Genomic DNA, 26,986 nt, shown 5'->3' with positions numbered 1-26,986 from the left:
CTGATGGGCCCCGGGCCCGTCGACGCCGACCCGCGCGTCCTGCGTGCCATGGCCGCGCCTCTGGTGGGCCAGTTCGACCCGTTCATGACCGACACGATGACCGAGGCCATGGCCCTGTGGCGCACGGTCTGGGACACCGCGAACGAGCAGACCTTCCTCGTGGACGGCACCTCGCGCGCCGGCATCGAGGCGGCACTGGTGTCCCTGCTGGAGCCGGGCGACCGGGTGCTGGTCCCGGTGTTCGGCCGGTTCGGGCACCTGCTGGCGGAGATCAGCGCCCGCGCCGGGGCCGAGGTACACACCATCGAGACGGAGTGGGGCACGGTCTTCGACCCGGGGCAGATCGAGGACGCCGTCCGCCGCGTCCGGCCGCGCCTGGTCGCCGTCGTGCACGGCGACACCTCGACGACCATGGCCCAGCCGCTCGCCGAGCTGGGCCGGATCGCCCACGAGCACGACGCCCTGCTGTACGTCGACGCCACCGCCACGCTCGGCGGCAACCCGTTCCACACCGACGAGTGGGGCATCGACGCGGCGACGGCGGGCCTCCAGAAGTGCCTGGGCGGCCCGTCGGGCAGCGCGCCCGTGACGCTCTCGCCCGCCGCCGCGGCGGCGATCAACCTGCGCAAGCACGTCGAGGCCGGCATCCGCACGGCGGACGACGTCGCGCCGCACGGCGCCCCGATCGTGTCCAACTACCTCGACCTCGCGCAGATCATGGACTACTGGGGGCCGCGGCGCCTCAACCACCACACCGAGGCCACCTCGATGCTCTACGCGGCGCGCGAGTGCGCCCGCGTGCTGACCGCCGAGGGCATGGCGACCGCCGTCGCCAGGCATGCCCAGCACGGCGCGGCCATGCTGGCCGGGGTGCGCGGGCTCGGCCTGGAGGTCTTCGGCGACGTCCGGCACAAGATGCACAACGTGGTGGCGGTGCGCATCCCCGACGGCGTGGACGGGGACGCCGTCCGCGGCGCGCTCCTGGACGACTTCGGCATCGAGATCGGCACGTCCTTCGGCCCGCTGCACGGCGTCGTCTGGCGGATCGGCACCATGGGCTTCAACGCCCGCCGGGACACGGTGCTCACGACCCTGGCAGCCCTGGAGGCAGAGCTGCGCAGAGCCGGCTTCGCCGCCCTGCCGGGAGCCGGCGTCGAGGCCGCGCTCGGCGCGTACGACGCCGATCGAGAACGGGGTCAGGTACCGCAGGCGCCCGCATCGGAACACGACCCCGTTCTCGCCGCGAACAAGGAGGCACGCCTGTGACCGACATGCCCGTCCCGGAGATCGGTACCACCGACTGGGTGATGGCCCGGTGCGACGACCTGACTCGCCACTCGTCGCGGCCCGACGCGCTCGAGCGCGTCTACCTGTCACCCGAGCACTCCGCCGGCAACACTGCGGTCCAGGCCTGGATGCGCGACGCCGGGCTCGACACCGAGACCGACGCCGCGGGCAACATCTGGGGCCGTCGTGCCGCAGACGGCACGCCCCAGCGACCGGCTACCCGGGGTGAGCCCGCGCTCGTGCTCGGATCGCACCTGGACACCGTGCCCGACGCCGGCCGGTACGACGGCATGCTCGGCGTGGTGCTGGCTATCGCCGTCGCGCACCGGCTGCGCGACATGCCCCTGCCGTTCGCGCTGGAGGTGGTGGGGTTCTCCGCCGAGGAGGGCACCCGGTTCGGCAAGGCCCTGCTGGGCAGCTGTGCGGCGTCGGGACAGTGGGACCCCGCGTGGTGGGAGACGGCCGACGCCGACGGTGTGACCCTGCGCGAGGCGTTCACGCGGTTCGGGCTGGCCCCGGAGCGCGTGGGTGACGCCGCCCGCCGCCCCGAGGACCTGGTCGGCTACCTGGAGGCGCACATCGAGCAGGGGCCGGTGCTGGAGGCCCGGGACCTGCCGCTCGGGTACGTCACCACGATCGCCGGGGCGCTGCGGTTCGTGCTGACCATCACGGGCGAGGCCCGGCACGCGGGCGGCACGCCGTTCAGCCGACGCCGGGACGCGCTGGTCGCCGCCGCGCACCTCGTCACCCGGATCGAGGAGCTGGCCAAGGCCACGGACTGCCTCGCGACCGTCGGCGACATCCACGTGCAGCCCGGCGCCGTCAACGTGATCCCCGGCCGGGCGGAGCTCACGCTCGACCTGCGTGGCCGCACCGACGCAGGCCGCGACGAGCTCTGGGAGCAGATCGCGGCGGCCGGGCGGGAGATCGCCAGGGAGCGGGGCGTGACCTTCGAGTTCGCCGAGACCCATCGGGCGCCGTCGACCGCCTGCGCCGACCGGATGAAGGCCGCGGTGGCAACGGGGATCGCGGAGTCAACCGGGACCACGCCGGGCGAGGTACTGGGGCTGTGGAGCCCCGCCGGGCACGACGGCATGGCGATGGACGCGGTGACCGATGTCGGCATGCTGTTCGTGCGCTGCCGCGACGGGATCAGCCACCACCCGGACGAGCACGTGGAGCCCGAGGACGTGGGCGCGGCACTGGACGCGTACACCGCGGCGGTGCTCGCGCTCGCCCGCGCGCACCCGATGCCTCCCGTCGAGACCGTGGGGGAGAAGGCCCGATGACGTCGCCGACCACCACGCCGCTCGAGGACCGCATAGCGGCCGGCTACCGCGACCTGTCCCCGCAGGAGCGGCGGGCCGCCGACGCCCTGCTGGACCACCTCGGTGACCTCGGGACCTACCGCGCCACGGAGCTCGCGGCGCTCGCCGGGGTGTCCAAGGCGACGATGAGCCGCCTGTTCCGCAAGCTCGGCTACGACGACTTCGAGGGGCTGCGCGAGCACCTGCGCGCCCAGCGGGGGCGCGGTCTGCCGATCGCCGTCGACCCCTCGCCCGGCCTGCGCGAACGGCTGGAGCAGGAGGTCAAGAACCTGGAGAAGATCTACTCCTCGCTGGACGACGCCATGCTCGACGAGGTGGCCGAGGCGCTCGCGACCGCGCGCGACGTCGTGGTCGTCGGACGCCGGGGGTCGCTCGGCCCCGCCACCCAGCTGCGGCGCAACCTGATCCAGGTGCGCGGGCGGGTGCACCTCGCGCCCGGCCCCGGGCAGTCGCTCGCGGACGACCTCGTGGGGCTCGGCCCCGAGGACGTCGTGGTGGTGGTCTCGATCCGCCGGCACGCGTTCAAGGTGGCCGCGATGGTCGAGTCCCTGCTGGCCGACGGCGTCCGCGTGCTCCTGCTCGCCGACTCCAGCCTGCGGCACCTGGCCGGCAGCGTGACCTGGTGGATCGAGTGCCCCATCACCACCGAGGGCGCCTTCGACTCGATGGTGGCGCCGGTGAGCGTGACGGCGGTCCTGTCCGACCGGGTGCACGAGGTGCTCGACGGCTCGGCCGAGCGCGTCGAGGCGATAGACGCCCGGTACGCACTGCTGCGCGAGATCGACGAGGGGTGACCGGCGCTCCATGGACATCGACATCGACACGGTCCGGGTGGCCCGGTCGCGCGCGGACTGCGTGCTGCGGCCCGGCGAGGCGTTCCTGGGCGGCGGCACGTTCCTGTACTCCGAGCCGGTGCCCGCCGGGGTGACCGGCTTGGTGGACCTCACGGGGATGGGTTGGGAGCCGTGGTCCGTCGACGGGGCGGGGCTGCGGGTGGCCGGGACGTGCACGCTGGAGGAGCTGCTGGCTGGGCCCGGGCGGCTCGGGGCGTCGTCCGACGGGCCGTACCGCGGGCTCGGGATCGTGGGGGAGTGTGTGTCGGCCCTGACGCTCTCCGGGAAGGTGGCCCGGACCGCGACCGTGGGCGGGAACCTCGCGCTGGGGCTGCCTGCCGGGTCGATGGTCGGGCTGTTCGCGGCGCTCTCGGCTGTGGCGGTCGTCTGGACGCCGGAGGCCTCGACAGGCTCGAGCCAGCCCGCCGGGTCCCGGGAGGTGGCCGTGGCAGACCTGGTCACGGGCGCCGGGCGCGTGGGCCTGGCGCCAGGGGAGGTGCTCCGGGAGGTGCGGGTTCCCGCGGCCGTGCTCGGGCAGCGCACGATGTTCCGGCGGGCGTCCCTGACCCCGACCGGCCGAACCGCGGCGATGGTGACCGGCCGGGCCGGCGAGCCGGCCCCGAGGATCACGGTGACCGCATCGGTCTCGGCGCCGCTCAGCCTGCACGCCCGCGACCACGACATGCTGGACCGCTGGATCGACTGGATAGGCAGCACTGGCGCCTGGTACGAGGACACGCACGGGAGCCGCGAGTGGCGTGCCGCGATGACGCGGCGCCTCGCGCACGAAGCGCTCGAGGAGCTGGGCGGCGCGGCATGAGGATCGACGGCGCCGACGTCGCGGCGGAGCCCCGCCCCGGCCAGTGCCTGCGCACCTACCTGCGTGAACAGGGCACCACCGCGGTGAAGAAGGGCTGCGACGCGGGCGACTGCGGCGCGTGCACGGTGCTGCTCGACGGCGCCCCCGTGCAGTCCTGCCTGATCCCCGCCCACCGGGCCGTGGACGCCGACGTCGTGACGGCCGCCGGGCTGGGCCGGTACGGCCCGGGCAGCGACCCCGACGCCGAGCCGGAGGCCCTGCACCCGGTGCAGCAGGCGTTCGTCGACGCCGCCGCCTTCCAGTGCGGGTTCTGCACCGCGGGCATGGTCTGCACGGTCGCCGGGAGCCGCGAAGTAGAGCGCCTGTCCGAGTCGCCCGGGCGGGACCAGGCAGGCCCGGACAGGCGCTCTGCTTCGGCGAGCTCGGTAGGTGAGGCGCTCAAGGGGAACCTCTGCCGGTGCACCGGGTACCGGTCCATCCGGGACGCCCTCGCCGGCCGCGTGAACACCGAGGTGGCAGAGCCGGGGGAGGCCTTCGGCCGCGCCGTCGTCGCGCCGGCCGCCGCCCGGATCGTCAGCGGCCGCGAGCCCTACACCCTGGACGAGCCCGCACCGCCCGGCCTGCTGCACGTCGCCGTGCTCGGCAGCCCCCACCCGCACGCCCGCATCACGCACATCGACGCGACGGCAGCCCGCGGCGCTCCCGGCGTGCACCTCGTGCTCACCCATCACGACGTCCCCGGCACGCTCTACTCGACCGCCCGGCACGAGAACCGACTCGACGACCCCGACGACACCCGCATGCTCGACCCGGTCCTGCGGTTCGTGGGCCAGCGGGTCGCAGTCGCCGTGGCCGAGACGCCCAGGCAGGCGCGCGAGGCGCTCGCCCTGATCGACGTCGAGTACGAGACGCTGCCCGCCGTCTTCGACCCGGAAGCCGCGCGGCAGCCGGGTGCGCCCCTGCTGCACGCGGGCCGGACGGCGGCCGAGCACCGTGTCGCGGACGCCGGCCGCAACGTCGTCGTGCAGATCCACGAGGAGCACGCCGAACCCGGGCACGACGGCGTCGACGCCGCCCTCGCCGCGTCCGCCGCCACCGTGAGCGGGACCTGGACGACCGACCGCGTGAACCACGTCGCCATGGAGACGCACGGCGCCCGCGCCTGGCTCGCGCCGGGCGGCGAGGAGGGCGATGTCCTGCACGTGCGCACCTCCACGCAGGTGCCGTTCCTCGTGCGCGACGAGCTCGCCCGGCTCCTGGACCTCCCGGAACACCGGGTCCGCGTGGTGGCCGGGCGCGTCGGCGGCGGGTTCGGTGGCAAGCAGGAGCTGCTCGTCGAGGACGTCGTGGCGCTCGCCGCCCTGCGTACCGGCCGGCCCGTGCAGTGGGAGCTCACGCGCGAGCAGCAGTTCACCACGGTGCCGTGCCGCCACCCGATGCGGGTCGGCGTCCGCGCGGGTGCCGACGAGAACGGCACCCTGACGGCGCTCGCGATCGACGTCCTGGCCGACACCGGCGCCTACGGCAACCACGCGCCCGGCGTCCTGTTCCACGGCGTGCACGAGTCCATGGCCGTCTACCGCGCCCCGAACAAGCGGGTCGACGCCGAATCCGTCTACACGAACAACCTGCCGTCAGGGGCGTTCCGCGGGTACGGGCTGGGGCAGGTGCAGTTCGCGATCGAGGGTGCGATCGACGAGCTGGCCGTGCGGCTCGGCATCGACGCGGTGGAGATGCGGCGGCGGAACGTGATCCGCCCGGGCGACCCGTTCGTCGTCGGGCGGCCGGTGGACGGCGACCTGGAGTACGGGTCCTACGGGCTGGACCAGTGCCTCGACCTCGTCGAGGATGCGCTCGCCTCGGGGCGGGGCGACGTCGCCCCGGACGGCTGGGCCGAGGGACGTGGCGTCGGGCTCGCGATGATCGCGACCATCCCGCCCCGCGGGCACTTCACGCACGCCAAGGTCAGCGTGGCAGACGACGGCGACTTCGTGGTCGACGTCGGGACCGCCGAGTTCGGCAACGGCACCACCACGGTGCACGCGCAGATCGCGGCCACGGAGCTCGGCGTGCCGACGTCGAGGGTGCGGGTGCGCCCGTCGGACACGGCGACGGCCGGCTACGACACGGGCGCCTTCGGCTCGGCGGGCTCGGTGGTAGCGGGCCTGGCGGTCCACAAGGCGGCAGCAGCCCTCCGCGCCCACCTGAAAACCCCCACCCCGTTGGTTGTGGGCGCGAACATTGCGCCTAAACCCGGACACGAAGGCGCAACGATCACGCTCACAGCCAAGGGGGAGGTGTTTGCTGAAGCGACCCATGACGGGTCGCCTCGGTCCGTTGCCTTCAACGTGCACGGGTTCCGGGTGGCGGTGCATCGCGAGACGGGGGAGGTGCGCATCCTCCAGTCGGTGCAGGCCGCCGACGCCGGCGTGGTGATCAACCCCGAGCAGCTGCGCGGGCAGATCGAGGGTGGGGTGGCGCAGGCGCTCGGGTCGGCACTCACCGAGCGGATGGTGGTGCGGGACGGCGTCGTTCTGACGCGCACCCTGCGGCACTACCGGGCGCCCCAGGTGGCGGACATCCCGGACACCGAGGTGCTGTTCGCCGATACGTTCGACCGCCTCGGGCCCCGCGGCGCGAAGTCGATGAGCGAGGCACCGTACAACCCGGTCGCCCCGGCGCTGGCGAACGCGATAGCGGACGCCACGGGAGTCCGCCCGCACGACCTGCCGATGCAGCGGGACCGGCTGTGGGAGCTGGTGCGCCGACCACCCGGTCCTACAGCAGCCGGACCGAGCGGCCGTGCGGGTCGGTGAGCGCCACCGGCTCGCCGTCGCGGGCCAGGATGAACTGGGGCGAGAGGCCCTCGGGGAGCCGCGCGGCGACGTCGGGCAGGACGGTCCAGCCCTCGTTGCTGAGCCAGACGGCCCCGCGGGCTCGCCGCAGGTCGGCCATCGTGGCGGCGAACGCGGCCTTGTCCGCGGCCGTCAGGTAGACCAGCACTGCCGAGTGCAGCACGACGACGGTGGCGTCGGCGGGTGCATCGGCGACCAGGTCGGGCAGGACCTCCAGCAGGTCGCCCGTGACCAGCCGCGGCGGGGCGGCGGCCACCACGCGCGCGGCCGCGCGCAGCGTCTCGATCCGGTCCGTGTGCTCGGGCCAGACGAGTGCCTCGAGCCAGGCGAGGTCGGCCGGGTCGCGCACGTCCAGCGGGTTCAGGTCGAGGCCGGCGCGCCACACGATCTCGGGCATCCGCGTGGGGACCGGCCCCTCGATGGCGCAGGGCAGCAGCACCTCGCTCGGGCCGCCGGCCGGGTCGAGGCGGGTCCGGGCGCCGTCGGGCGCCGTGTACACGTAGGAGTAACGGTCGGGGTAGAGGCACAGCCCCGCGGACGCGCCCACCTCGATCAGCGCGATCGGCCCGTCGATCGCCGCGAGGGTCGGCAGGAGCGTCGCGCAGCGCCGCGGCTCGTTGGTCTGGGTCGCGTGGGTACGCATCGTGCGCTCGACGTCGGGCCACGCGGCCAGCAGCCACGGCCGCACCGAGGCCCAGCCGTCCGACGGCGCTCCCACCAACCGTGCCGCCGCGAACAGCAGATTGGGCTGCCGCTTGGGCTCGGGAAGGCCGTCGAGCAGCGCGCACACCTCCGGATCGGCGGCGACGCCGCGCGCCCAGTCCTGGTAGATGGGGGACCCGCCGTTCAGCGCCTGGCTCTCGGCGAAGTGTGCGTAGATGGCGGCGGTATCCATGCCGGTGACGGTATCGGGTGAGCACACTGGTACTGAGATCGGTCCCTTGCTGAGCCGGATCTCTGAGATCGGTCCCTTGCACCGAGATCGGTCAAACGATGGACCGATCTCAGAGCAACCGACCGAACTCACGGGAAGGCCCGTGCAACCGACCGAGCTCAGGCCGGTCTCGTGGCCCGCGGCACCGCGGGCGAAACAAGTGTTTCGGTTGGGTGACCTGTTGGGAACGCGATTGAAATCCGGCGGTGCGAGCATCGAAGGGTGATCAGTCCTATGGAGACGTCCGGAGCCCCGTCCGGGGCGGCCGTGAGCGGCGACGACGAGACCTGGCTCGCCCGTGCCATCGAGGTCGCCAGCCAGAACGTGGCCGACGGCGGTGGCCCGTTCGGGGCCGTCGTCGTCCGCGATGGTGTCGAGGTGGCGGCCGCCGGGAACCGCGTGACCCGCGACCTCGACCCGACGGCGCACGCCGAGGTCGTGGCGATCCGGGCCGCCTGCCGCGCGCTGAATGCGTTCTCGCTGGCCGGGACCACGCTCTACGCGTCGTGCGAGCCGTGCCCGCTGTGCCTGTCGGCGGCGCTCTGGGCCCGCGTCGACCGCGTGGTGTTCGCCGCGGACCGGCACGACGCCGAGCGGGCGGGCTTCGACGACCGCGAGTTCTACGAGCTGCTCGAACGTGACCGGGCGACGTGGCCGAACCCCGTCGTCGAGCTCCGGATCGCGCGCGCGGGCGAACCCTTCGAGGCGTGGCAGGCGTACACCGCGCGCACCCCGTACTGATCGCGGCGCATGCCGCCGGACGGCGTCGCCGCCGTTCGCCACAGGCGGCTGCCCGGTAACGATCCGGTAGCGCCCCCACGTTTTACGACTGCGTAACCGGCGGACGCCGGGCGCGAAATCACGCGTCCCTAGCGTCCTCCGAGTGAGAAACACGGGTTTCGGCTCACCCCACCCAGCACAACAGGAGAACCACTCATGATGCTTTCCCGTCCCGGGCGCGCGCTGCGCCTGACGGCCGTCGCGGCCGCTGCCTCGCTCGCTCTCGCGGCGTGTGCCTCCGGCGACGATGCCCCCGCTGAGGGGGAGGACCTCGGTGATCTGACGGTCCAGTTCTCCTGGATCAAGAACGCGGAGTTCGCCGGCGAGTTCATGGCCGACAGCAAGGGCTACTACACGGACGCGGGCTTCGGCGACGTCACGTTCAACGCGGGCCCTGGCGCCACCGAGAACCTGGTGGCCTCCGGGAAGGCCGACTTCGGCATCAGCAACGCCGTGACGCTGGGCCAGGTCGTCGCGAACGAGGACGCTCCCCTCAAGATCGTGGGCACCACGTTCCAGAAGAACCCGTTCACGATCCTGTCCCTCAAGGACGGCGCGAACATCGAGACCATCGAGGACCTGAAGGGCAAGAAGATCGGCGTGCAGGACGGCGGCAACGGCCTGCTGTTCGCCGCGCTCCTGGCAACCAACGGGCTCACGGAGGACGACGTCGAGATCGTGCCGGTGCAGTACGACCCGCAGCCACTCGTCAACGGCGAGGTCGACGGCTTCCTCGCGTACCTGACCAACGAGTCGATCACCGTCACGTCGCAGGGGATCGAGGTCACCAACCTGCCCTTCGCCGACAACGGCCTGCCGTTCGTCGCCGAGTCGATCATCGCCACCGACGAGACCATCGCCGAGCGTCCCGAGGTGGTCAAGGCGTTCCTCGAGGCCGAGATCAAGGGCTGGACGGACGCCTGCGCGGAGCTGGAGGAGAGCGCGAAGCTCGCCGTTGAGGAGTACGGCGCCGACCAGGACCTCGACCTGGACAAGGAGATCGAGACGAACACCGTCCAGTGCGAGGAGCTCGTCAACACCGACGAGACCGCCGAGAACGGCATCTTCACCATCAGCGACGAGCTCCTGGCGCAGAACATGGCGACCTTCGAGGCGGCCGGTATCGACGTCGCCCAGGAGGACGTCTTCGACCTGTCGCTCCTGGAGGAGCTGCTGGCAGAGAAGCCCGAGCTCAAGGGCTGATGGTGACCGACCAGACCGTCGCCCACCCCGGCACAGCCACGACCGGCGCCGGCCCCGCCCAGGAGCGTGGGGCCGGCACCGGCCTGCACATCGCAGGCCTGTCCAAGACGTTCGGCTCGGGCCGCAAGACGGTCACCGCGCTCGACGACGTCACGCTGCACACCGACCAGGGCAGCTTCCTGTCGCTGCTGGGCCCCAGCGGCTGCGGCAAGTCCACGATCCTGCGGATCCTCGCGGGGCTCGAGCCAGCGACGTCGGGCACCGCGAAGGTGGACGGCAAGGACCCCAAGCAGCTCCGCGCCGGACACGAGCTCGGGATCGCGTTCCAGGACGCCGCCCTGCTGCCCTGGCGCTCGGTCGAGTCCAACCTGCGGCTGCCGTTCGAGGTCTCGGGCAAGCCCGTCGACCGCGCGCTGGTGGCCGAGCTGATCCGGCTCGTGGGCCTGAGCGGCTTCGAGAAGGCCAAGCCGGGCCAGCTGTCCGGCGGCATGCGGCAGCGGGTGTCGATCGCGCGCGCCCTGGTGGTCAAGCCTTCGGTGCTGCTGCTCGACGAGCCCTTCGGTGCCCTCGACGACATGACCCGGCAGCGCCTGAATCTGGAGCTGCTGCGCATCTGGACCGAGAAGCCGGCCACCACCCTCATGGTCACGCATGGCATCTCGGAGGCCATCTTCCTGTCCGACCAGGTGGCGGTCATGAGCCCGCGCCCCGGCCGGATCAAGGAGATCATCGAGGTCGACCTGCCGCGCCCACGTCTGCCCGAGATGATGCGCAGCCCGGAGTTTCACGCTCTGCACGACCGCGCGTCGGAGCTCCTGTTCGCGCCGGACGCCGCAGCCGACGCCGCGCCGGACGCCGCCGCCGACGTCGCGGAGAGCGCGACGAAGGACTCCGAGAGCGCGGCCGGCGATGCCTGACCGCACCCGCGCCTGGCTCGGCGGCGCGGCCGGTTTGGCCGGCCTGGTCGCGCTGTGGTGGCTGCTCGCGGTCACGGTCTTCGACGGCTCGTCGATGCCTACGCCGCCCGGCGTGCTGCGCCAGTACGCCGCCGACGGCTGGGCGTTCTACGCGAACAACTTCGGCGGGACCGTCGTCGAGGCGCTGATCGGCTTCGCATGGGGCAACGGCCTGGCGCTCGTGCTCGCGGCCCTCGTGCTGCTCACGCCGCGGCTGGAGCCGGTGATCTCGCAGATCGCCGTCATCAGCTACTGCGTGCCGACCATCGCGATCCTGCCGATCCTGTACATCGTGCTGGGCCCGCCGGACTCGGGCGATCCCTCGCCGACGGCGGTGGTGCTGGCGGCGCTGTCGGTGTTCTTCACCACCGTCGTCGGGGCGGTCCTCGGCTTCCGGTCCGCGGACCGGGCGGCGCTCGACGTCGTGCGCGTGTACGGCGGCGGCCGCTGGAAGCAGCTCGTCACGGTGCAGCTCGTGTCCGCGCTGCCGGAGATCATCAGCGCCCTGAAGATCGCCGCGCCGGCTGCATTCCTCGGCGCGATCCTCGGGGAGTACATCGGCGGTGTCGACCGCGGCGTCGGACCGGCGCTCATCGCCGCAGGCCAGGGCCTCATGGTCGAGCGCGCCTGGGGAATCATGTTCGCCTGCGCGCTCGTCGCGGGAATCGGGTACGCCGCGTTCGGCCTGCTGGGCCGGGCCGCGGTGCCGTGGTCGACCGGAGGGGGACGAGCATGAGCGGGTTTTCGACCGGGCCGGCCCGGGCTGGGCTGGCCGCCGCGGGCCGGGCTTCGGCCGCCGCGGGCACCGGCCGCGCGCTCGCGGCGGGCCTGGGCAGGGCGCTCGGGACGGCACTGCTCATGCTGACGGTCCTCACCGTCGTGTGGGTCGTGTCGGTGGCGCTGGTGGACAACACCTTCGTCGCCAAGGGACCAGCCGAGGTCTACGAGTTCCTCTTCGCGGCCGACGACGCCGCCCAGACCCGCGCGGAGATCGCCACGGCGCTCGGCGTCACGCTGGGCGACGCCGCCATCGGCTTCGTGGCCGGCATGCTCGCGGCCATCGTCGCGGCGGCCCTGATCGTCCTGTCCAGGCCGGTCGAGACCGCCGTCATGCCTGTCGCGCTCATCCTGCGTGCGGTGCCGCTCATCGCGCTCACGCCGATCATCCGGCTGCTGTTCTCCGACGAGCTGGTCCGCGTCGCCGTCGTCTCCGGGATCGTGGTGCTGTTCCCGGCGCTGGTCAACGTCGTGCAGGGGCTGCGCTCGGTGTCCGCCCAGATGTCCGATGTCGTGCACGTGTACGGCGGCGGACCCCTGTCGCTGCTGTTCCGGGTAGCGTTCCCGTCGGCGCTGCCCGCGCTGTTCGCGTCCGTCCGCATCTCGGTGCCGGGTGCGATCACCGGCGCCCTGCTCGCGGAGTGGCTGATCACCGGCAAGGGGATCGGCAGTATGGTCGTCAACGCCGTGGGACGGTCCGAGAACAACCTGGTGTGGGCATGTGTGCTGGTGGTGACACTCGCGTCGCTCGCTCTGTACCTGCTGGCGCAGATCGTCGAGTCGTTCGTCCTGGCGAGGTACGGGCGCACCTGAGCGGGGAGGCTTGCGCATGGACAGCGTCGCGGCCGTCGGGGTGGTGCTCGCCGGCGGGGCCGGCAGCCGGTTCGGGATGCCCAAATCGCTCGCCCGGGATGACGACGGCGTCCCGTGGGTCCAGCTCGCCTGCCGGGCGCTGCTCGACGGCGGATGCCGGGACGTCGTCGTCGTGCTCGGGGCGCGGGCCGGGGAGGCCGAGGAGCTGGTGCCTGCCGACGCCACGTCCGTGATCGCGGCGGACTGGGCGAGCGGGATCGCGGCGTCGCTGCGCACCGGCCTCACGGCGGTCGCGGAGACCGCGGCCGATGCCGCCGTCGTCTCCCTCGCGGACCTGCCCGGCCTGCGGGCCGACGCCGTCCGCCGGGTGCTGGGGACGGCGCCGGACCGGGACGCCGCCCGCCGCGCGCTCGCCCGCGCAACCTATGGCGGCAAACCGGGGCACCCCGTGCTGGTGGGCCGCACGCACTGGGACGCGCTGGCCGCCGCCGTGCACGGCGACACCGGCGCGGGACCGTACCTCCGCGCCCATGCCGCGGCGGCGGTGGACTGCACGGACCTGGGCGGCGGGAACGACGTCGACCACCGGGACTGAAGGTCTCGGCCGAGGGCTGGTAGGGGCAGCCCTACCAGCGGGTTCGGGGTTCTCCCTGGGGTTTCCCCGATCCTGCCCGAATCGTCTCGCCGTGACCGGTCCCGCTACGTAGTCTCGGAAGCGTGGACGCCACTGAACTCGCTCGCCTGCAGTTCGCGCTGCTCGCTGCTGTCCACTTCCTGTTCGTGCTGCTCACGCTGGGTCTCGGCCCCGTCGTGGCGATCTTCAACACGCGGTGGGCACGCGCGAAGGACCACCGGGCGCTCGTCTTCGAGAACGCGACCCGGTTCTGGGGCCAGATCTACCTGGTGAACTACGCGCTCGGCATCGCGGCCGGGATCGTGCTGGAGCTCCAGTTCGGCCTCCACTTCCCGGGCCTGCTCGACGTCGCAGGCGAGGTCTTCGGCGCCCCCCTGGCCGTGGAGACTCTCGTCGCGTTCTTCATCGAGTCGACGCTGCTGGGGCTGTGGGTGTTCGGCTGGCACCTGTTCCCGCGCGCCCTGCACGCCGCGATCTTCTGGGCGGTGGTGCTCACGGGTTACGTGTCCGCGTTCGTGGTGATGGTGGCCAACGGATTCCTGCGCAACCCCGTGGGGTTCGTGCTGGAGGGCCCGCCGGACGCACCGGTCGCGCGCATCACGGATCTCGGCGCGATGATCACCAACCCGGCGGCGCTGCTGTCGAGCCTGCACGTCGTGGGGGCGTGTCTGATGGCCGGCGGGTTCGTGCTCGTCGGGGTATCGGCGTGGCACCTGCGGCGTAGGGGCGGAGGCCTCCGACTGCCGACCGGCCCCGACGAGGACCTGTGGCGGCACTCCATGCGGGCCGGCATCTGGACCGGCGTGGTCGGCGCGCTGTTCGCGCAATCGTTCGGCTATGCGCAGTTCGAGTACTTCGACGCGGGCGGAGCCGTAGACGCGAACGTCGCGGTCGGCGTCCTGCTCGAGATCATGATGCGGACCGCCGACCTCGTCTTCCTCGGCGCGCTCGTGCTTCCGTTCCTGCTCATCGCCGGGGCGATGTTCCGGATGCGTGGCCGCCGCGCCCTCTACGCGACGCTCACCGCGCTGCTGCCCCTGCCGTTCGTCGTGGCGATCGGGGGCTGGCTCGTGCGCGAGCTGAGCCGCCAGCCGTGGATCATCCAGGGCGTGCTCCGGGTCGATGAGGTGACCTCCGACCAGTCCAGCCGCGCGGTGCTCGCCTCGCTGGTGCTGCTCGTGGGGCTCATGGTCACGCTCGCGGTGCTCGACTGGTGGGTGCTGGGCCGGCTCGCCCGCGCCGGGACCGACCGCCTGGTGCTGGGCGCCGAGGCGGGCGACGTCCTGCGCGACGACGGCGCGAGTGCGGACGTCCTGCTCCGTTTCGGCGCCGTCCCGGTGGGTGGCGTCGCCGGAGCTGTCGGCGCCTCCGGCGTCGTCGAGATGCCGCGCGACGAGCCCGAGCCCGAGGCGGCCCGATGAACGCCGCGACCTGGGCGGTCTTCCTGACGGTCCTGTTCGTCGGCTGGGTGGTGCTCGACGGCGCCGTCCAGGGTGCCGGCGCGACCCTGCTGCAGGAGCGTGACCCGGACGGCGGCGCCCGGCGACGCGAGCCGGCCGAGCGGCGCGTGGTGCTGGCCGCCGTCGGGCCGCTGCTGCTGCCGGGAGAGGTGTGGCTCGTGGCCGGGCTCGGGGTGCTGATCGGCGTGTTCCCGCACGCCGAGGCGGACCTGCTGAACGCGGGGTATCCCGTGGCGATCACGCTCATCGCGTCGTGGGCGCTGCGCGACGCCGGCATCTGGCTGCGCAGCAGGCGTCCCGGGCACGTCTGGCGGGACGTGTGGGACGTCGTGCTCGTCGTGGCGAGCATCACGCTCGCCGGAAGCTGGGGCGCGCTGCTCGGCGTCGCCTGGGGGAGCGGCCTGGCCGCACTGGCCCTGGGCATCGTGGCGGTCGTGGTGACGCGGCTGCACGGCGACGCCGTCGTCGCGTGGCGCCTACGCCGCACCGGACCGGTGCCGGTGATCGTCACCACCGTGATGATCGCGGCTCCCGTGGTGGGCACGGCGATCGCGGCGTGGCCCCGGCTGGTCGACGGCGGGATCTCCGCGGAGGCCATGGCCTCGCTCGGCGTCGTGGCGCTCGTCGTGCTGCCCGTGATCCTCGCGCTGCAGGTCGTCGCCTGGTGGCTCGTGTGCCGCCCGCTGGGCAAGCGGGACACGGTGTTCTTCTGAACCTCGGGTGCGGCCGGAACTTAGGTTTCGAAACGGACCTATCGCCCCAGCGCACGACGAGATGCCGGTAAAGTCCTACTCACCATGACCATGAAGAACCGCATCATCTGCGCGCTCCTCGGCGCTCTGGCGTTCGCCACCGCGACCCTGCTCCTGCCCTGGCTCCCCGGCGCACTCGTGGGGCTGCTCGGGACCGGCGGCGTGCTGCTGTTCCTGGCCGCGCTCGTGCTGCCGACCAACACCCGGCAGCCGCCCGTGCACAGCCTGACCATCCTCGACAAGGGCTACCTGACCCCCGCCGAGATCCACCAGATCCTCGGGATCTGGCTGCCGACGGGCAGCTCGGCGCTGGACGCGCGGGACGCGCAGTGGACGGTCGCCCGGCACGTCGCCAAGTGGCGCGCCGACCACGTCGTCAACGTGATGGACTACCACGGCGTGGTTGCCGACCGCCGGATCGAGCTGCTGTCGGTGGTCCAGTGGATCGGCGTGCACCTGCTGCCCGCGTTCCTCGGCCTGATGTTCCTGATCCCCACGCTGGCGCTCACCGGGTTCAGCCAGATCGGCAACAACTTCCTGCAGACGATGCTGCTCTTCGTGATCTGGGGCACCGTCGCGCTGATCGTGCGCAGCGTCCTGGAGAAGCACGTGATCCACCGGTTCGTGTGGGAGCCGGAGCTGACGCCGGACGGCACGCGGTTCGTCGAGCGCTGAGGCTCGACCCGCGGGGGTGTGCCGGAGTGTCGGTGACTAGGGGCAGAATGGCTACGTGCCCCTGTACCGAGACGACGCGATAGTGCTGCGCACCCACAAGCTGGGTGAGGCGGACCGCATCGTCACGTTCCTGACGCGCGAGCACGGCAAGGTGCGCGGGGTCGGCAAGGGGGTGCGGCGCACATCGTCCAAGTTCGGGGCGCGGCTGGAGCCGTTCATGGCTGTCGACGTGCAGTTCCACACCGGCCGCAGCCCGCGGCCCGGAATGGGGCTCGACACCGTGACGCAGGTCGAGACCATCGGGGCGTACGCCCGCGCCATTAGCCAGGACTACGGCATGTACACGGCCGGCACCGTGATGCTGGAGGCCGCCGACCGGCTGGTCGCGCAGGAGCACGAGCCGTCGGTGCAGCAGTACTGGCTGCTCGCCGGCGGGCTGCGAGCCCTGTCGGAGCGGCATCACGACGCCGGCCTGGTGCTCGACTCCTACCTCCTGCGGGCGCTCGCGGTGGCGGGCTGGGCACCCTCGTTCGAGGACTGCGCGCGCTGCGGCGAGCCCGGCCCGCACCACTCGTTCAACGTGGCTCAGGGTGGCGCCGTCTGCCCGCGCTGCCGCCCGCCGGGCTCCACCGCGCCCGCGCCCGAGACCTTCGCCCTGCTGTCCTCGCTGCTCGCGGGCGACTGGGAGACCGCCGACGCGTCCGACGTGCGGCACCGCAAGGAGGCGAGCGGCATCGTCGCCGCCTATGGCCAGTACTACCTGGAGAGAACGTTGCGATCGTTGAAGATGGTGGAGCGCTGATGGCCCGGACTGCAAGTCGTGAGCTGGTGGCGCCCTACCCGCACCCATCGGGCGAGCGCGTCCCGCGGATCCCGAAGGAGTTCGTGCCGCGGCACGTCGCGATCGTCATGGACGGCAACGGGCGGTGGGCCAACTCCCGGGGCCTGCCCCGCATCGAGGGGCACCGGGCGGGCGAGAAGTCGCTGCTCGACGTCGTCGCGGGGGCCGTCGATATCGGCGTCGAGTACGTGTCGGCGTACGCGTTCAGCACCGAGAACTGGAAGCGGTCGCCTGAGGAAGTGCGCTTCCTCATGAACTTCACGCAGGAGGTCATGCAGCGCCAGTGCGACGTCATGGCGTCCTGGGGCGTGCGGATCCGCTGGGCCGGACGCCGTCCGAAGCTGTGGAAGTCGGTCATCAACGTGCTCCAGGAGGCCGAGGAACGCACCAAGGACAACGACCTCTGCACCCTGACGATGTGCGTCAACTACGGCAGCCGGGCCGAGCTGGCGGACGCCGCGGCGGCCATGGCGCGCGACGCCGCCGCCGGACGGCTGGACCCGAAGCGGGTCAACGAGAAGACCGTGCAGAGGTACCTGTACCTGGCGGACCTGCCCGACGTGGACCTGTTCCTGCGCTCTTCCGGCGAGCAGCGCACGTCGAACTTCATGCTGTGGCAGGCGGCGTACGCCGAGATGGTGTTTCTCGACGAGCCCTGGCCCGACATCGACCGCCGGCACCTCTGGCGCGCGGTCGAGGAGTACGCGAAGCGCGACCGCCGCTACGGCGGAGCCCTCGACACCCCCACGCCGAGGTAGAACTGTGGCGAGGTAGAACTCTGGCGAGGTAGGACCGTAGCTCGGCCACGGTCCTACCTCGCCACAGTCCTACCTCGCCAGAGTTCTACCTCGGCAGGATCGGGTTACTCGGCCAGCGTCGTGGCCAGGGAGTCGATCAGCTTGGGCATGCCCTCGGGGTACTCGACCGAGAGTGCCGTAGGCGGCGAGACCGCGGAGACCGCGACGGTGCCGACCTGCTGCACCACCATGCCGTCCTTGACGGCGGGCAGGGCCTGCAGCTCCTCCTTGGTCGGGAGGGCCTCGGCCTCCTCCTCGGTGTACGTGTAGGCGACGACGACGTCCGAGTCGAGCTTGTCGAGCTCCTCGTACGAGAGCGTGTAGAAGAACTCACCGTCGTCGGGCGCGAGCTCCTCCACGGCGGGAGCGGTCTCGAAGCCGAGACCCTCCAGGAATCCGGCACGCGGGTCGCCGGCACGGTAGACGTAGACCAGACCCTCCTCGGGAGAGTCCACGATCGCGGCGACCGTCTTGCCCGCGAACTCGGGGTGCGCCTCGGCCTGGTCGGCCAGGTACTGGTTGATCTCCTCGACCTTGGCCTCGCCCGCCGCGCTCCGGCCCAGTGCGTCGGCCGTGGAGGTGATGATCTCGTCCCACGGCGTCTGCCACGGCGTCTTCGGGTAGGCCACGACCGGGGCGATCTCGCTGAGCAGGTCGTACTGCTCCTGCGTGATGCCCGAGTAGGTGGCGACGATGAGGTCGGGCTCAGCGGCCGCGAACTCCTCGTAGGGCACGGTCGCGCCGGCCTCAGGGTCGGACAGCACGGTCGGGTGTTCGACGCCGGCCTCGTCGTAGGCGTCCTCGACCCACGGCAGCAGGTTGCCCTCGCCGACGGTCCAGGTCTGCTCGGCGACGGCGACGGGGTAGACGCCCGCGGCGATCGCGGCCTCGGTCGAGCCCCAGCCCCAGGTGGCGACGCTTTCCGGCGCCTCCTCGATGGTGGTCTCGCCGAGCGCGTGCTCGATGGTCAGCGGGAACTCGTCGGTCGCGCCGGATGCGTTGGCCGACGGCGTCGCGCCGTCCGCGGCCGGGGCTTCGGACGCGCAGCCGGCGAGGGCGAGGGCGGACGCGGCGACAAGGCCGACGGCCGCCGCGAGGGAACGGCGAGGGCGCACGGTTTTCTCCCGGGTGTTCAGGCGAACGACCGGCGGGTGCCGGTCGATGTGAGGTTAGCCTAACCACATTTGGTCACGGCAATGTTGCGGAATTGGTCAGGGTTTGGGTGAGGTAGACCACCCCGCGCCCGGCGGAAGCTCAACGAGCGGACGGCTCGACTGCCGAGGAGTGGAATCGGCCGACGGGCACCACCAGCGGAGAGCCCGCCACCGGGTCCGGCACGACCTGGGCGCGCAGCCCGAACGCCTCGTTGACCACCTCACGGGTGAGCACGTCGGACGGCGCCCCCTCGGCGACGATCCGCCCCGCCGACATCACGACCAGGTGGTCGGCGTAGCGCGCGGCGAGGTTGAGCTCGTGCAGCACCATCGCGACGGTGGTGCCGCGGTCCCGGTTCAGCTCCGTGAGCAGGTCCAGCAGGTCGAGCTGGTGGCGGACGTCGAGGAACGTCGTCGGCTCGTCGAGCAGCACGATGTCGGTCTGCTGCGCCAGGACCATCGCGATCCACACGCGCTGGCGCTGGCCGCCCGACAGCTCCGCGACCGGCCGGTCCACGAGCTCCGCTACGCCGGTGGACTCCAGCGCGGTGGTGACCACGGCGTCGTCGTCGGACGAGTGCCGGCCGAACCAGCCCTGGTGCGGGTACCGGCCTCGGCTGACGAGCTCGGCGACCCGCACGCCGTCGGGCGCGATGGACGACTGCGGCAGCATGCCGACCTTGCGGGCGAGCTCCTTGCGGGGCATCGCCGTGATGTCGACGCCGCCGAGCGTGATCCGGCCGCCGTCGAGCGGGTGCAGGCGGGCCAGGCCGCGCAGCAGTGTGGACTTGCCGCAGGCGTTCGGCCCGACGACGGCGGTGATCTTGCCGTCGGGCAGCGTCAGGTCGAGACCCTCGATGACCCGCAGGCCGTCGTAGCCCAGGCTGACGTCCTCGGCGCGCAGGTTGGTCATCGGCTCCTCTTCTCGTTCGTGGCGAGCAGCCACAGCAGGTAGGGGGCGCCCACGAGCCCCGTGACGATGCCCACGGGGGCGGCGACGCCGAACAGCCCGTGCTGCCCGACGACGTCCGCCACCAGGACCAGGGCCGCGCCCGTGGCGGTGGACGCAGCAAGGGCGGCGCCGCCGTCGTTCACCAGACGGCGGGCGATGGCGGGAGCGACGAGGGCGACGAAGGCGATCGGCCCGGCAGCGCTGGTCGCGAGCGCGACGAGTGCCACCGCGAGCAGCAGCGTGCCGACCCGGGCGGCGTCCACGTGCACGCCCAGGGCGCGCGCGTTGTCGTCCCCGAGCGAGAGCGGCCCCTGCGTCCGCGCGATGAGCGCGACCGCCACGGACAGCACGAGCGTCCCGGCGGCGACGAGCCCGAGCTGTTCGCCGCGGATGTCGGACACGGAGCCGACGGTCCAGATGAGCACGCCCGCCGCCTCGTTCTCGTCCGCGCGGGCCATGGTCCAGGCGACCAGCGAGGAGCACAGGTAGGCGAACCCGACACCCACCAGCACGAACCGGATCGAGTGCAGGCCCTTGCGCCAGGCGAGCAGCCAGATCGCGAGGGCGACGAGGCCGGCGCCCGTGAAGGCCAGGCCGGACAGCGCCACACCGCTCATCCCCAGCGCGAGCACGCCGGTCACGGCACCGAGGCTCGCGCCGCTGGAGATGCCGAGGATGTCGGGGGAAGCCAGCGGGTTGCGCAGCGTCGACTGGAACAGCGCGCCCGCCAGGCCGAACGCGGCGCCGACCACGACCGCCGCCTCGACGCGAGGCAGGCGCAGCTTCTGGATGATGAAGACGTCGCCCTTGTCGCCCAGGCCCACGGCGCCGGCGATCGCCTGGCCCGGGGTCAGGCCGGCTGCGCCGACCAGGAGGGCGCCCGTCCCGGCGACGAGCACGAGGAGAACCATGCCGGCCACGACCAGGATCTGACGGCGGCGCCGGACGGTGCGCAGGTCCGCGACGGCGGTGATGGTGCCCATGTCGGCGGCGGTCATCAGGCGCCCACCACGTTCCGGCCGCGCGCGACGGCGATCAGCACCGGCGCGCCCAGGATGGCGGCGACGACACCCGCCTCGAGCTCCGACCGGGGCAGGATCAGCCGGCCCAGGACGTCGGCGGACAGCAGCATCACCGGGCCGAGGAGGGCACCGATCGCCATGATCCAGCGGTAGTCCGTGCCCACCAAGCGCCGCGCCGCGTGCGGCACGACGAGCCCGACCAGCGCGATCGGCCCGGCGAGCGACGTCGCGGTCCCGGCCAGCAGCACGATGGCGATCGCCGCGAGGGCGCGCGTCGTGCCGACCCGCTGGCCGAGCGCGGTCGCCACGTCGTCGCCGAGGGCCAGCATGTTGAGCCGGTGCGACAGGACGGCGGCCAGGAGGACGCCGACGACGATGAACGGCCACAGCGCCGTCACCGTCTCCAGGCCCCGACCCGTGAGGGAGCCGACCGACCAGAACCGGTACAGGTTGAACGCCTGCTGGTCCTGCAGCAGGACCAGGGTGATGAGCGGCGTGATCAGCGCCGTCACGGCGGCGCCGACCAACGCGAGGCGCACGGGCTGGCCGCGCCCCACTGAGAACACGATGGCGGCCGCGGCGGCAGCGCCGAGGAAGGCGAACCAGACGTAGCCGATCGGCGAGGTGACGCCGAACAGCCAGACCGCGCAGACCACCGCGAGCGACGCGCCCGAGTTGAGGCCCAGCAGGCCGGGGTCGGCGATCGGGTTGCGCGTGACACCCTGGATCAGAGTGCCCGCCGTGCCGAGCGCGACCCCGGCCGCCAGTCCTACGACGGTGCGCGGCAGCCGCTGGTCCAGGACCACGTCGTGGTCCACGAAGCCGGCGACCGGGGCGGTCAGGGCCCGCCAGACCTCAGCCGGGTTGATGTCGCGGACGCCGAGCGCGAGGCTCGCGAGGACGACCAGCAGCAGAGCGGCGAGCGCCGTGGCCAACGCGAGCGTCCGTCGTCGGGCGCGGTGAGCTACGGCTTCCGCACCCTCACGGTGTCCCGCAGGCGCGGCCGCAGGTGAGGTAAGCATTGCCTAAGTGTTCCACAATGCCTGGGATGGTTGGTACTCGCGCGGCGCGTCGACCGGTCCCGGGCGTCGATCTCGCAGCTCGAGGCGGGGGTGCGGACGCCGAGCCTCGGATCGCTGGAGGCCATCCTCGCGGCGCTCGGCAAGCAGCTCCAGGTGGAGCTGGAGCCGGGTCTACTTCGCCGTCGAGCAGATCGAGGACCTGCCGGAGCTGGACTTCCGGATCGAGGGGCTTGCGGCGGCAGCGCTCCTCGGTGCACCGGTGAAGGCGGGCGACCCGCAGATCGCCGTCGCCAACACCGAGCGTTCGACGGACTGGCTCGCCGAGAAGCTGCGCCGCGACCGGATCCGCTTTCGCCCCGCGTCCTGCGCCTGCTCCGGGAGCAGGAGCAGGACGCGGCCGGCTGACGGCTCAGGCCCCGACGAGGTGACCGGCCAGGTAACCGACCACCTTGTCCAGCGCCACGCGCTCCTGCTGCATGGTGTCGCGGTGCCGGATGGTGACCGCCTGGTCGTCGAGCGTGTCGAAGTCGACGGTGATGCAGAACGGCGTGCCGATCTCGTCCTGGCGGCGGTAGCGCTTGCCGATCGCCTGCGTCACGTCGTAGTCGACGTTCCAGTACTTGCGCAGCTCGGCGGCCAGCTTCTCGGACGCCGGGAGGAGGTCCGCCGTCTTGGACAGCGGGAGCACCGCGGCCTTGACCGGGGCCAGGCGCGGGTCGAGCCGCAGGACGGTGCGCTTGTCGACGCCGCCCTTGGTGTTCGGCGCCTCGTCCTCGGCGTACGCCTCGACGAGGAAGGCCATGAGCGACCGGGTCAGGCCCGCGGCGGGCTCGATGACGTACGGGTAGTACTTCTCGTTCGTCACCGGGTCGCGGTACGCGAGGTCCTTGCCCGAGCTCTCCGTGTGGGTCTTCAGGTCGAAGTCCGTACGGTTCGCGATGCCCTCGAGCTCGCCCCACTCGCTGCCCTGGAAGCCGAAGCGGTACTCGATGTCCACGGTGCGGGTCGAGTAGTGCGACAGCTTGTCCTTGGGGTGCTCGTACTGGCGCAGGTTGTCGGCAGAGATGCCGAGGTCCGTGTACCAGTCGGTGCGGTTGTCGATCCAGTACTGGTGCCACTCCTCGTCCTCGCCGGGCTTGACGAAGAACTCCATCTCCATCTGCTCGAACTCGCGCGTGCGGAAGATGAAGTTGCCCGGCGTGATCTCGTTGCGGAACGACTTGCCGATCTGGCCGATGCCGAACGGCGGCTTCTTCCGCGCCGCCGCGGCGACGTTGGCGAAGTTCACGAAGATGCCCTGCGCGGTCTCGGGGCGCAGGTAGTGCAAGCCGGACTCGTCCTCCACCGGGCCGAGGTACGTCTTCAGCATCATGTTGAAGTCGCGGGGCTCGGTCCACTGGCCGCGGGTGCCGCAGTTGGAGCAGGCGATCTCGGCGAGGCCGCCCTCGGGCGGGCGGCCCTTCTTCTCCTCGAACTCCTCGAGCATCTGGTCCTCGCGGAACCGCTTGTGGCACGAGAGGCACTCGGTGAGCGGGTCGGTGAACACGCCGACGTGGCCGGACGCCACCCACACCTGGCGGGGCAGGATGACCGACGAGTCGAGGCCGACGATGTCGTCGCGGCTCGTGACCATCGCACGCCACCACTGGCGCTTGATGTTCTCCTTGAGCTCCACACCGAGCGGGCCGTAGTCCCACGCAGAACGCGTTCCGCCGTAGATCTCACCCGACGGGAAGACGAAACCTCGTCGCTTGGCGAGCGAGACGACGGCGTCGAGCTTGGCGGTCTGCGCAGAGCGCACTGACTTGTCGGACACGAGGGTCTCTCCAGGGGAACAGGTGGGAAACAATGTCCGCCCAGCCTACCGTCCGGGCAGGTTGAGGCCCGCGCGAATAAGCCCGTGACCGACCTCTCGCAGCAGATCTTTGACATCGGTTCTCAACAAGCGTGAGAATCGTTCTCATGACATCGACTCGCGCCGTCGGCGCTGCCCTGACCAGCCTCGTTCTCGCCGGCACGGCGACCCTCGCCGGCTGCTCTGCTCAGGGAACGACCGGCACGGCCGGGGAGTCCGACGGCGTCACGGTGCTCGCGTCGTTCTACCCGCTCCAGTACGTCGCCCAGCAGATCGGTGGCGACCTGGTCACGGTGGACAATCTCACGCCGCCGGCCGCCGAGCCGCACGACCTCGAGCTCTCCCCGGCGCAGGTCCGGGAGGTCGGCACGGCCGACCTGGTCGTCTACCTGTCGGGCTTCCAGAACGCCGTCGACGAGGCCGTCGAGGCCCGCGCCCCCGAGCACGTGGTCGACGCCGCCGACGCGGCCGAGCTCGTGGAGCACGCGGAAGAGGAAGGGCACGAGGGGGAGACCGAGGAGGAGCACGCCGAGCATGCCGACGAGCACGGCGCCACCGACCCCCACTTCTGGCTGGACCCGAGCCGGCTCGCCGCCGTCGGGCAGGCAGTCGCCGACGAGCTGGCCGCGACCGACCCCGAGCACGCCGACGAGTACGCCGCCGGGGCCCTGCGCCTCGGCCAGCGGCTCGACGAGCTGGACCAGGAGATGGCGGACGGCCTCGCGGCCTGCCAGGGCGCCACGCTGGTGACCAGCCATACGGCCTTCGGCTACCTCGCGGACCGCTACGCGCTGGAGCAGGTGGGCATCACGGAGCTCGACCCCGAGGTGGAGCCGTCCCCGGCGCGTCTGCGCGAGATCGGCGACCTGGTGGAGGAGCGCGGCGTCAAGACCCTGTACTCCGAGACGCTCGTGAGCCCCAAGGTCACCGAGACCCTCGCCTCTGACCTGGGCGTCGACACCGCCGTGCTCGACCCGCTGGAGGGTCTGTCCGAGGAGGCCACGGCCGCGGGCGACGACTACGTCTCCGTGATGCAGGCCAACCTCGCGGCGCTGGAGGAGGGCCTGGTCTGCGAATGACGGACACTAAGCAGGTGACCGAGACGCGCGAACCCGTCATCGAGGCCCGCGGCCTGCACTTTCGTGCGGGCGCGAGCCACATCCTGCGCGGCATCGACCTGACGGTCCTTCCCGGCGAGGTCGTCGCCCTGCTCGGCGCGAACGGCTCCGGCAAGTCCACCCTGGTGCGGGCGCTCGTCGGCATCAACGCGCCGTCGGAGGGCGCCGTCCGGCTGCTCGGCGAGCCCCTCGGGGCCGGCCGGCGCGCGGCGGTCGACTGGAGCCGCATCGGTTACGTGCCGCAGCGCGCCGGCGCGGGCGGCGGCATCCCGTCGACCGTGCAGGAGGTCGTCGCCTCCGGCCTGCTGCACGGCCGCCGGCTCCGCCTGCCGCGCGGCTGGCGCGACCGGGTCCACGCAGCCCTCGAACAGGTGGGACTCGCCGACCGCGTACGCGACCCGGTGCACCACCTGTCGGGCGGGCAGCAGCAGCGCATCCTCATCGCGCGCGCCCTGGTCCGCGAGCCGGACCTCCTCGTCCTCGACGAGCCCGTCGCCGGCGTCGACATGGCCAGCCAGGAGGCGTTCGCGGCCACCATGCGGCGGCTGGTCGACGGCGGCCTCACCGTGCTCGTCGTGCTGCACGAGCTCGGCGAGCTCGAACCCCTCGTCTCCCGTGCCGTCGTGCTGCGGCACGGCAAGGTCGTGCACGACGGCGTCCCGCCGCGCGCCCGGCAGGACCACGACCGGGCGGGGCACCGGCACCAGCACCCGCATGCCGACGACAACGCCCTCGACACCGCCGATAACCGGGCCCTCGACCTGGAGGTGCGCCCATGATCATGCTCATGCTGACCGACCCGTTCATGCAGCGGGCGCTCATCGCCGCGCTGCTGGTGGGCGTGACCGCGCCCGTCGTCGGTACCTACCTGGTGCAGCGAAAGCTCTCCCTGCTCGGCGACGGGATCGGGCACGTCGCCCTGACCGGCGTCGCCCTCGGCTGGCTCGTCGGCGCGGGCATGGGGCTGACCACCGACGACGCCCTCGCCGTCCCCGGTGCGGTGATCGCCGCGGTGATCGGCTCGGTCCTCATCGAGGTCGTCCGACGCCGGGGCCGCACCTCCGGCGATCTGGCCCTCGCGATCATGTTCTACGGCGGCATCGCCGGCGGCGTCCTGCTCATCGGGATCGCCGGCGGATCCTCCGGGAACCTCATGCAGTACCTGTTCGGCTCGATCTCCACCGTGTCCGACGCCGACCTCTGGCTCACCGTCGTGCTCTCGCTCGTGGTCCTGGCGATCGGCGTCGGCCTGCGACACGCGCTGTTCTCGGCGAGCCACGACGAAGAGTTCGCCATCGCGTCCGGGCTGCCCGTCTGGGCGCTGAACATCGTCGTCGCCGTCGTGTCGGCGCTCACGGTCACGGTCGCCATGCGCGTCGTCGGCCTGCTCCTGGTCAGCGCGCTGATGATCGTGCCCGTGGCCGTGGCCCAGCAGGTCACGCACGCCTTCGGGCGCACCATGCTGACGGCGTGCGTCGTCGGCGTCGTCGTCTGCGTGTCCGGGCTCACCATCACCTACTGGTACAACGTGTCGCCCGGCGCGACTATCGTTGTGCTCGCCATCGCGGTCTACGCGGTGGTGTCCCTGGTGGCACCGCTCCTGACCCGACGGCGCCCCACCCACGACCCGCATCCCGACCTGCCCGACGACGTCGACCTGCCTGCCGCCGCAACAGAACGTGCGGCGGCCGCCGCAAAGGAGTGCCGCTGATGGCCGCAGCACGAATGACCCGCCAGCGGACAGCCGTCGTCGAGGCCCTCGACGAGCTCGCCGACTTCCGCTCGGCCCAGCAGCTGCACGAGACCCTCCGCGCCCGCGGCGAGTCCGTCGGCCTCGCCACCGTCTACCGGGCGCTGCAGGCGCTCGCGGACGCGAGCGAGGTCGACGTGCTGCGCGCCGAGGACGGCGAGAGCCTCTACCGCCGGTGTGCGCGGCGCGAGCACCACCACCACCTGGTGTGCCGGCAGTGCGGCCGGACCGTCGAGATCGATGGCCCCACCGTCGAGGCGTGGGCCTCGAAGGTGGCCGCGGCCCAGGGCTTCGACGACATCGAGCACACGATCGAGCTGTGGGGCACCTGCGCGGACTGCCGCGCCGCCGCCGCGAGGTAGAACAGT

27 protein-coding genes are annotated in these 26,986 nt (G+C 72.3%); 21 read left to right on the top strand and 6 right to left on the bottom strand.

All coding sequences use genetic code 11. The annotated features are described in order from the left end of the window. Positions 1 to 3: 3 nt before the first annotated feature. From EW117_RS05500 to EW117_RS05480, 5 genes are read left to right on the top strand one after another with little or no spacing between them, the layout of a single operon-like run. Entirely contained in the window at positions 4 to 1,266 is a 1,263-nt protein-coding gene (locus EW117_RS05500) for a pyridoxal-phosphate-dependent aminotransferase family protein (RefSeq protein WP_242504122.1), read from the top strand. 5 nt (positions 1,267 to 1,271) lie between these two features. Then, entirely contained in the window at positions 1,272 to 2,576 is a 1,305-nt protein-coding gene (locus tag EW117_RS05495) for an allantoate amidohydrolase (protein ID WP_129784909.1), read from the top strand. Further along, complete coding sequence (locus EW117_RS05490) at positions 2,573 to 3,409, top strand: MurR/RpiR family transcriptional regulator (protein WP_129784514.1); 837 nt, start codon at positions 2,573 to 2,575, stop codon at positions 3,407 to 3,409. The genes EW117_RS05495 and EW117_RS05490 overlap by 4 nt, the downstream gene beginning before the upstream one ends. A gap of 10 nt (positions 3,410 to 3,419) precedes the next feature. After that, a complete protein-coding gene (locus EW117_RS05485; protein WP_129784512.1) occupies positions 3,420 to 4,268 on the top strand; it encodes an FAD binding domain-containing protein in 849 nt (282 codons plus the stop codon). Then, a complete protein-coding gene (locus EW117_RS05480; protein WP_129784510.1) occupies positions 4,265 to 7,084 on the top strand; it encodes a molybdopterin-dependent oxidoreductase in 2,820 nt (939 codons plus the stop codon). Before EW117_RS05485 ends, EW117_RS05480 begins: the two co-directional genes overlap by 4 nt. Here the strand turns inward: EW117_RS05480 and EW117_RS05475 are convergent. Beyond that, a complete protein-coding gene (locus tag EW117_RS05475) occupies positions 7,047 to 8,018 on the bottom strand; it encodes a DUF2332 domain-containing protein (protein ID WP_129784508.1) in 972 nt (323 codons plus the stop codon). The two genes, EW117_RS05480 and EW117_RS05475, sit on opposite strands and share 38 nt — an antisense overlap. 261 nt (positions 8,019 to 8,279) lie before the next feature. On the opposite strand from EW117_RS05475, the gene EW117_RS05470 reads away from it, so the two are divergent. The 11 genes from EW117_RS05470 to EW117_RS05420 all read left to right on the top strand — a co-directional run bounded on the left by EW117_RS05470 (position 8,280) and on the right by EW117_RS05420 (position 17,706). Continuing rightward, positions 8,280 to 8,798: a nucleoside deaminase gene (locus EW117_RS05470; RefSeq protein WP_422890282.1), complete on the top strand. Its 519-nt coding sequence runs from the start codon at positions 8,280 to 8,282 to the stop codon at positions 8,796 to 8,798. A gap of 195 nt (positions 8,799 to 8,993) precedes the next feature. Beyond that, positions 8,994 to 10,040, top strand: a complete 1,047-nt coding sequence (locus EW117_RS05465; RefSeq protein ID WP_129784506.1) for an ABC transporter substrate-binding protein — start codon at positions 8,994 to 8,996, stop codon at positions 10,038 to 10,040. An 83-nt stretch (positions 10,041 to 10,123) separates the two neighbouring features. Next, entirely contained in the window at positions 10,124 to 10,957 is an 834-nt protein-coding gene (locus EW117_RS05460) for an ABC transporter ATP-binding protein (RefSeq protein ID WP_242504121.1), read from the top strand. Beyond that, positions 10,950 to 11,732, top strand: coding sequence for an ABC transporter permease (locus EW117_RS05455; RefSeq protein WP_129784502.1), 783 nt, complete (start codon positions 10,950 to 10,952; stop codon positions 11,730 to 11,732). The genes EW117_RS05460 and EW117_RS05455 overlap by 8 nt, the downstream gene beginning before the upstream one ends. Continuing rightward, entirely contained in the window at positions 11,729 to 12,586 is an 858-nt protein-coding gene (locus EW117_RS05450; protein WP_129784500.1) for an ABC transporter permease, read from the top strand. Before EW117_RS05455 ends, EW117_RS05450 begins: the two co-directional genes overlap by 4 nt. A gap of 16 nt (positions 12,587 to 12,602) precedes the next feature. Then, a complete protein-coding gene (locus EW117_RS05445) occupies positions 12,603 to 13,181 on the top strand; it encodes a nucleotidyltransferase family protein (RefSeq protein ID WP_129784498.1) in 579 nt (192 codons plus the stop codon). A 122-nt stretch (positions 13,182 to 13,303) separates the two neighbouring features. Beyond that, positions 13,304 to 14,641 (top strand): cytochrome ubiquinol oxidase subunit I, encoded by a 1,338-nt coding sequence (locus tag EW117_RS05440; RefSeq protein WP_129784496.1) that lies wholly within the window; start codon positions 13,304 to 13,306, stop codon positions 14,639 to 14,641. Beyond that, on the top strand, positions 14,638 to 15,393 hold the full coding sequence (locus EW117_RS05435) for a cytochrome d ubiquinol oxidase subunit II (RefSeq protein WP_129784494.1): 756 nt from the start codon (positions 14,638 to 14,640) through the stop codon (positions 15,391 to 15,393). The genes EW117_RS05440 and EW117_RS05435 overlap by 4 nt, the downstream gene beginning before the upstream one ends. A gap of 84 nt (positions 15,394 to 15,477) precedes the next feature. Next, complete coding sequence (locus tag EW117_RS05430; RefSeq protein WP_129784492.1) at positions 15,478 to 16,107, top strand: hypothetical protein; 630 nt, start codon at positions 15,478 to 15,480, stop codon at positions 16,105 to 16,107. Positions 16,108 to 16,162: 55 nt separating this feature from the next. Then, a complete protein-coding gene (recO, locus tag EW117_RS05425) occupies positions 16,163 to 16,909 on the top strand; it encodes a DNA repair protein RecO (RefSeq protein WP_129784490.1) in 747 nt (248 codons plus the stop codon). Further along, a complete protein-coding gene (locus EW117_RS05420; protein ID WP_129784488.1) occupies positions 16,909 to 17,706 on the top strand; it encodes an isoprenyl transferase in 798 nt (265 codons plus the stop codon). Before recO ends, EW117_RS05420 begins: the two co-directional genes overlap by 1 nt. A gap of 104 nt (positions 17,707 to 17,810) precedes the next feature. Here the strand turns inward: EW117_RS05420 and EW117_RS05415 are convergent, their stop codons facing one another. The 4 genes from EW117_RS05415 to EW117_RS05400 form a co-directional block, all read right to left on the bottom strand. Next, positions 17,811 to 18,860 carry an iron-siderophore ABC transporter substrate-binding protein gene (locus EW117_RS05415; protein WP_129784486.1) on the bottom strand — a complete coding sequence of 350 codons (1,050 nt, stop codon included), beginning with the start codon at positions 18,858 to 18,860 and terminating at the stop codon, positions 17,811 to 17,813. A 139-nt stretch (positions 18,861 to 18,999) separates the two neighbouring features. Further along, the gene (locus tag EW117_RS05410; protein WP_129784483.1) at positions 19,000 to 19,812 is read right to left on the bottom strand and encodes an ABC transporter ATP-binding protein; all 813 of its coding nucleotides are present in this window, start codon (positions 19,810 to 19,812) and stop codon (positions 19,000 to 19,002) included. Then, positions 19,809 to 20,849, bottom strand: coding sequence for a FecCD family ABC transporter permease (locus tag EW117_RS05405; RefSeq protein WP_129784481.1), 1,041 nt, complete (start codon positions 20,847 to 20,849; stop codon positions 19,809 to 19,811). Before EW117_RS05405 ends, EW117_RS05410 begins: the two co-directional genes overlap by 4 nt. After that, entirely contained in the window at positions 20,849 to 21,895 is a 1,047-nt protein-coding gene (locus EW117_RS05400) for a FecCD family ABC transporter permease (RefSeq protein WP_165362501.1), read from the bottom strand. Before EW117_RS05400 ends, EW117_RS05405 begins: the two co-directional genes overlap by 1 nt. Before the next feature lie 30 nt (positions 21,896 to 21,925). Here EW117_RS05400 and EW117_RS30755 point away from each other — a divergent pair, with 30 nt between their 5' ends. Next, a complete protein-coding gene (locus EW117_RS30755; RefSeq protein ID WP_165362500.1) occupies positions 21,926 to 22,300 on the top strand; it encodes a helix-turn-helix domain-containing protein in 375 nt (124 codons plus the stop codon). A 4-nt stretch (positions 22,301 to 22,304) separates the two neighbouring features. On the opposite strand, the gene EW117_RS05390 is transcribed toward EW117_RS30755, so the two are convergent. Continuing rightward, complete coding sequence (locus tag EW117_RS05390) at positions 22,305 to 23,711, bottom strand: glycine--tRNA ligase (protein ID WP_207211761.1); 1,407 nt, start codon at positions 23,709 to 23,711, stop codon at positions 22,305 to 22,307. A gap of 146 nt (positions 23,712 to 23,857) precedes the next feature. On the opposite strand from EW117_RS05390, the gene EW117_RS05385 reads away from it, so the two are divergent. From EW117_RS05385 to EW117_RS05370, 4 genes are read left to right on the top strand one after another with little or no spacing between them, the layout of a single operon-like run. Next, complete coding sequence (locus tag EW117_RS05385) at positions 23,858 to 24,829, top strand: metal ABC transporter substrate-binding protein (RefSeq protein WP_129784479.1); 972 nt, start codon at positions 23,858 to 23,860, stop codon at positions 24,827 to 24,829. Beyond that, positions 24,826 to 25,647, top strand: coding sequence for a metal ABC transporter ATP-binding protein (locus tag EW117_RS05380; RefSeq protein ID WP_207211760.1), 822 nt, complete (start codon positions 24,826 to 24,828; stop codon positions 25,645 to 25,647). The genes EW117_RS05385 and EW117_RS05380 overlap by 4 nt, the downstream gene beginning before the upstream one ends. Continuing rightward, the gene (locus EW117_RS05375; protein ID WP_129784477.1) at positions 25,644 to 26,579 is read left to right on the top strand and encodes a metal ABC transporter permease; all 936 of its coding nucleotides are present in this window, start codon (positions 25,644 to 25,646) and stop codon (positions 26,577 to 26,579) included. The genes EW117_RS05380 and EW117_RS05375 overlap by 4 nt, the downstream gene beginning before the upstream one ends. Beyond that, on the top strand, positions 26,579 to 26,980 hold the full coding sequence (locus tag EW117_RS05370) for a Fur family transcriptional regulator (protein ID WP_129784475.1): 402 nt from the start codon (positions 26,579 to 26,581) through the stop codon (positions 26,978 to 26,980). The genes EW117_RS05375 and EW117_RS05370 overlap by 1 nt, the downstream gene beginning before the upstream one ends. The last annotated feature ends 6 nt before the right edge of the window (positions 26,981 to 26,986 follow it).

Origin of the sequence: Promicromonospora panici (assembly GCF_900608595.1) — a bacterium.
GTDB lineage: Bacteria > Actinomycetota > Actinomycetes > Actinomycetales > Cellulomonadaceae > Promicromonospora > Promicromonospora panici.
This window is presented reverse-complemented; position numbering and strand designations above follow the sequence as displayed.

Coding starts and splice junctions, on each gene's coding strand:
- EW117_RS05500 (WP_242504122.1), top strand. CDS start 4: ATGGGCCCCGGGCCCGTCGACGCCGACCCGCGCGTCCTGCGTGCCATG.
- EW117_RS05400 (WP_165362501.1), bottom strand. CDS start 21,895: ATGCTTACCTCACCTGCGGCCGCGCCTGCGGGACACCGTGAGGGTGCG.
- EW117_RS05490 (WP_129784514.1), top strand. CDS start 2,573: ATGACGTCGCCGACCACCACGCCGCTCGAGGACCGCATAGCGGCCGGC.
- EW117_RS05370 (WP_129784475.1), top strand. CDS start 26,579: ATGGCCGCAGCACGAATGACCCGCCAGCGGACAGCCGTCGTCGAGGCC.
- EW117_RS05430 (WP_129784492.1), top strand. CDS start 15,478: ATGACCATGAAGAACCGCATCATCTGCGCGCTCCTCGGCGCTCTGGCG.
- EW117_RS05375 (WP_129784477.1), top strand. CDS start 25,644: ATGATCATGCTCATGCTGACCGACCCGTTCATGCAGCGGGCGCTCATC.
- EW117_RS05445 (WP_129784498.1), top strand. CDS start 12,603: ATGGACAGCGTCGCGGCCGTCGGGGTGGTGCTCGCCGGCGGGGCCGGC.
- EW117_RS05450 (WP_129784500.1), top strand. CDS start 11,729: ATGAGCGGGTTTTCGACCGGGCCGGCCCGGGCTGGGCTGGCCGCCGCG.
- EW117_RS05420 (WP_129784488.1), top strand. CDS start 16,909: ATGGCCCGGACTGCAAGTCGTGAGCTGGTGGCGCCCTACCCGCACCCA.
- EW117_RS05410 (WP_129784483.1), bottom strand. CDS start 19,812: ATGACCAACCTGCGCGCCGAGGACGTCAGCCTGGGCTACGACGGCCTG.
- EW117_RS05475 (WP_129784508.1), bottom strand. CDS start 8,018: ATGGATACCGCCGCCATCTACGCACACTTCGCCGAGAGCCAGGCGCTG.
- EW117_RS05385 (WP_129784479.1), top strand. CDS start 23,858: ATGACATCGACTCGCGCCGTCGGCGCTGCCCTGACCAGCCTCGTTCTC.
- EW117_RS05465 (WP_129784506.1), top strand. CDS start 8,994: ATGATGCTTTCCCGTCCCGGGCGCGCGCTGCGCCTGACGGCCGTCGCG.
- EW117_RS05405 (WP_129784481.1), bottom strand. CDS start 20,849: ATGACCGCCGCCGACATGGGCACCATCACCGCCGTCGCGGACCTGCGC.
- EW117_RS05455 (WP_129784502.1), top strand. CDS start 10,950: ATGCCTGACCGCACCCGCGCCTGGCTCGGCGGCGCGGCCGGTTTGGCC.
- EW117_RS05485 (WP_129784512.1), top strand. CDS start 3,420: ATGGACATCGACATCGACACGGTCCGGGTGGCCCGGTCGCGCGCGGAC.
- EW117_RS05435 (WP_129784494.1), top strand. CDS start 14,638: ATGAACGCCGCGACCTGGGCGGTCTTCCTGACGGTCCTGTTCGTCGGC.
- EW117_RS05480 (WP_129784510.1), top strand. CDS start 4,265: ATGAGGATCGACGGCGCCGACGTCGCGGCGGAGCCCCGCCCCGGCCAG.
- EW117_RS05495 (WP_129784909.1), top strand. CDS start 1,272: ATGCCCGTCCCGGAGATCGGTACCACCGACTGGGTGATGGCCCGGTGC.
- EW117_RS05380 (WP_207211760.1), top strand. CDS start 24,826: ATGACGGACACTAAGCAGGTGACCGAGACGCGCGAACCCGTCATCGAG.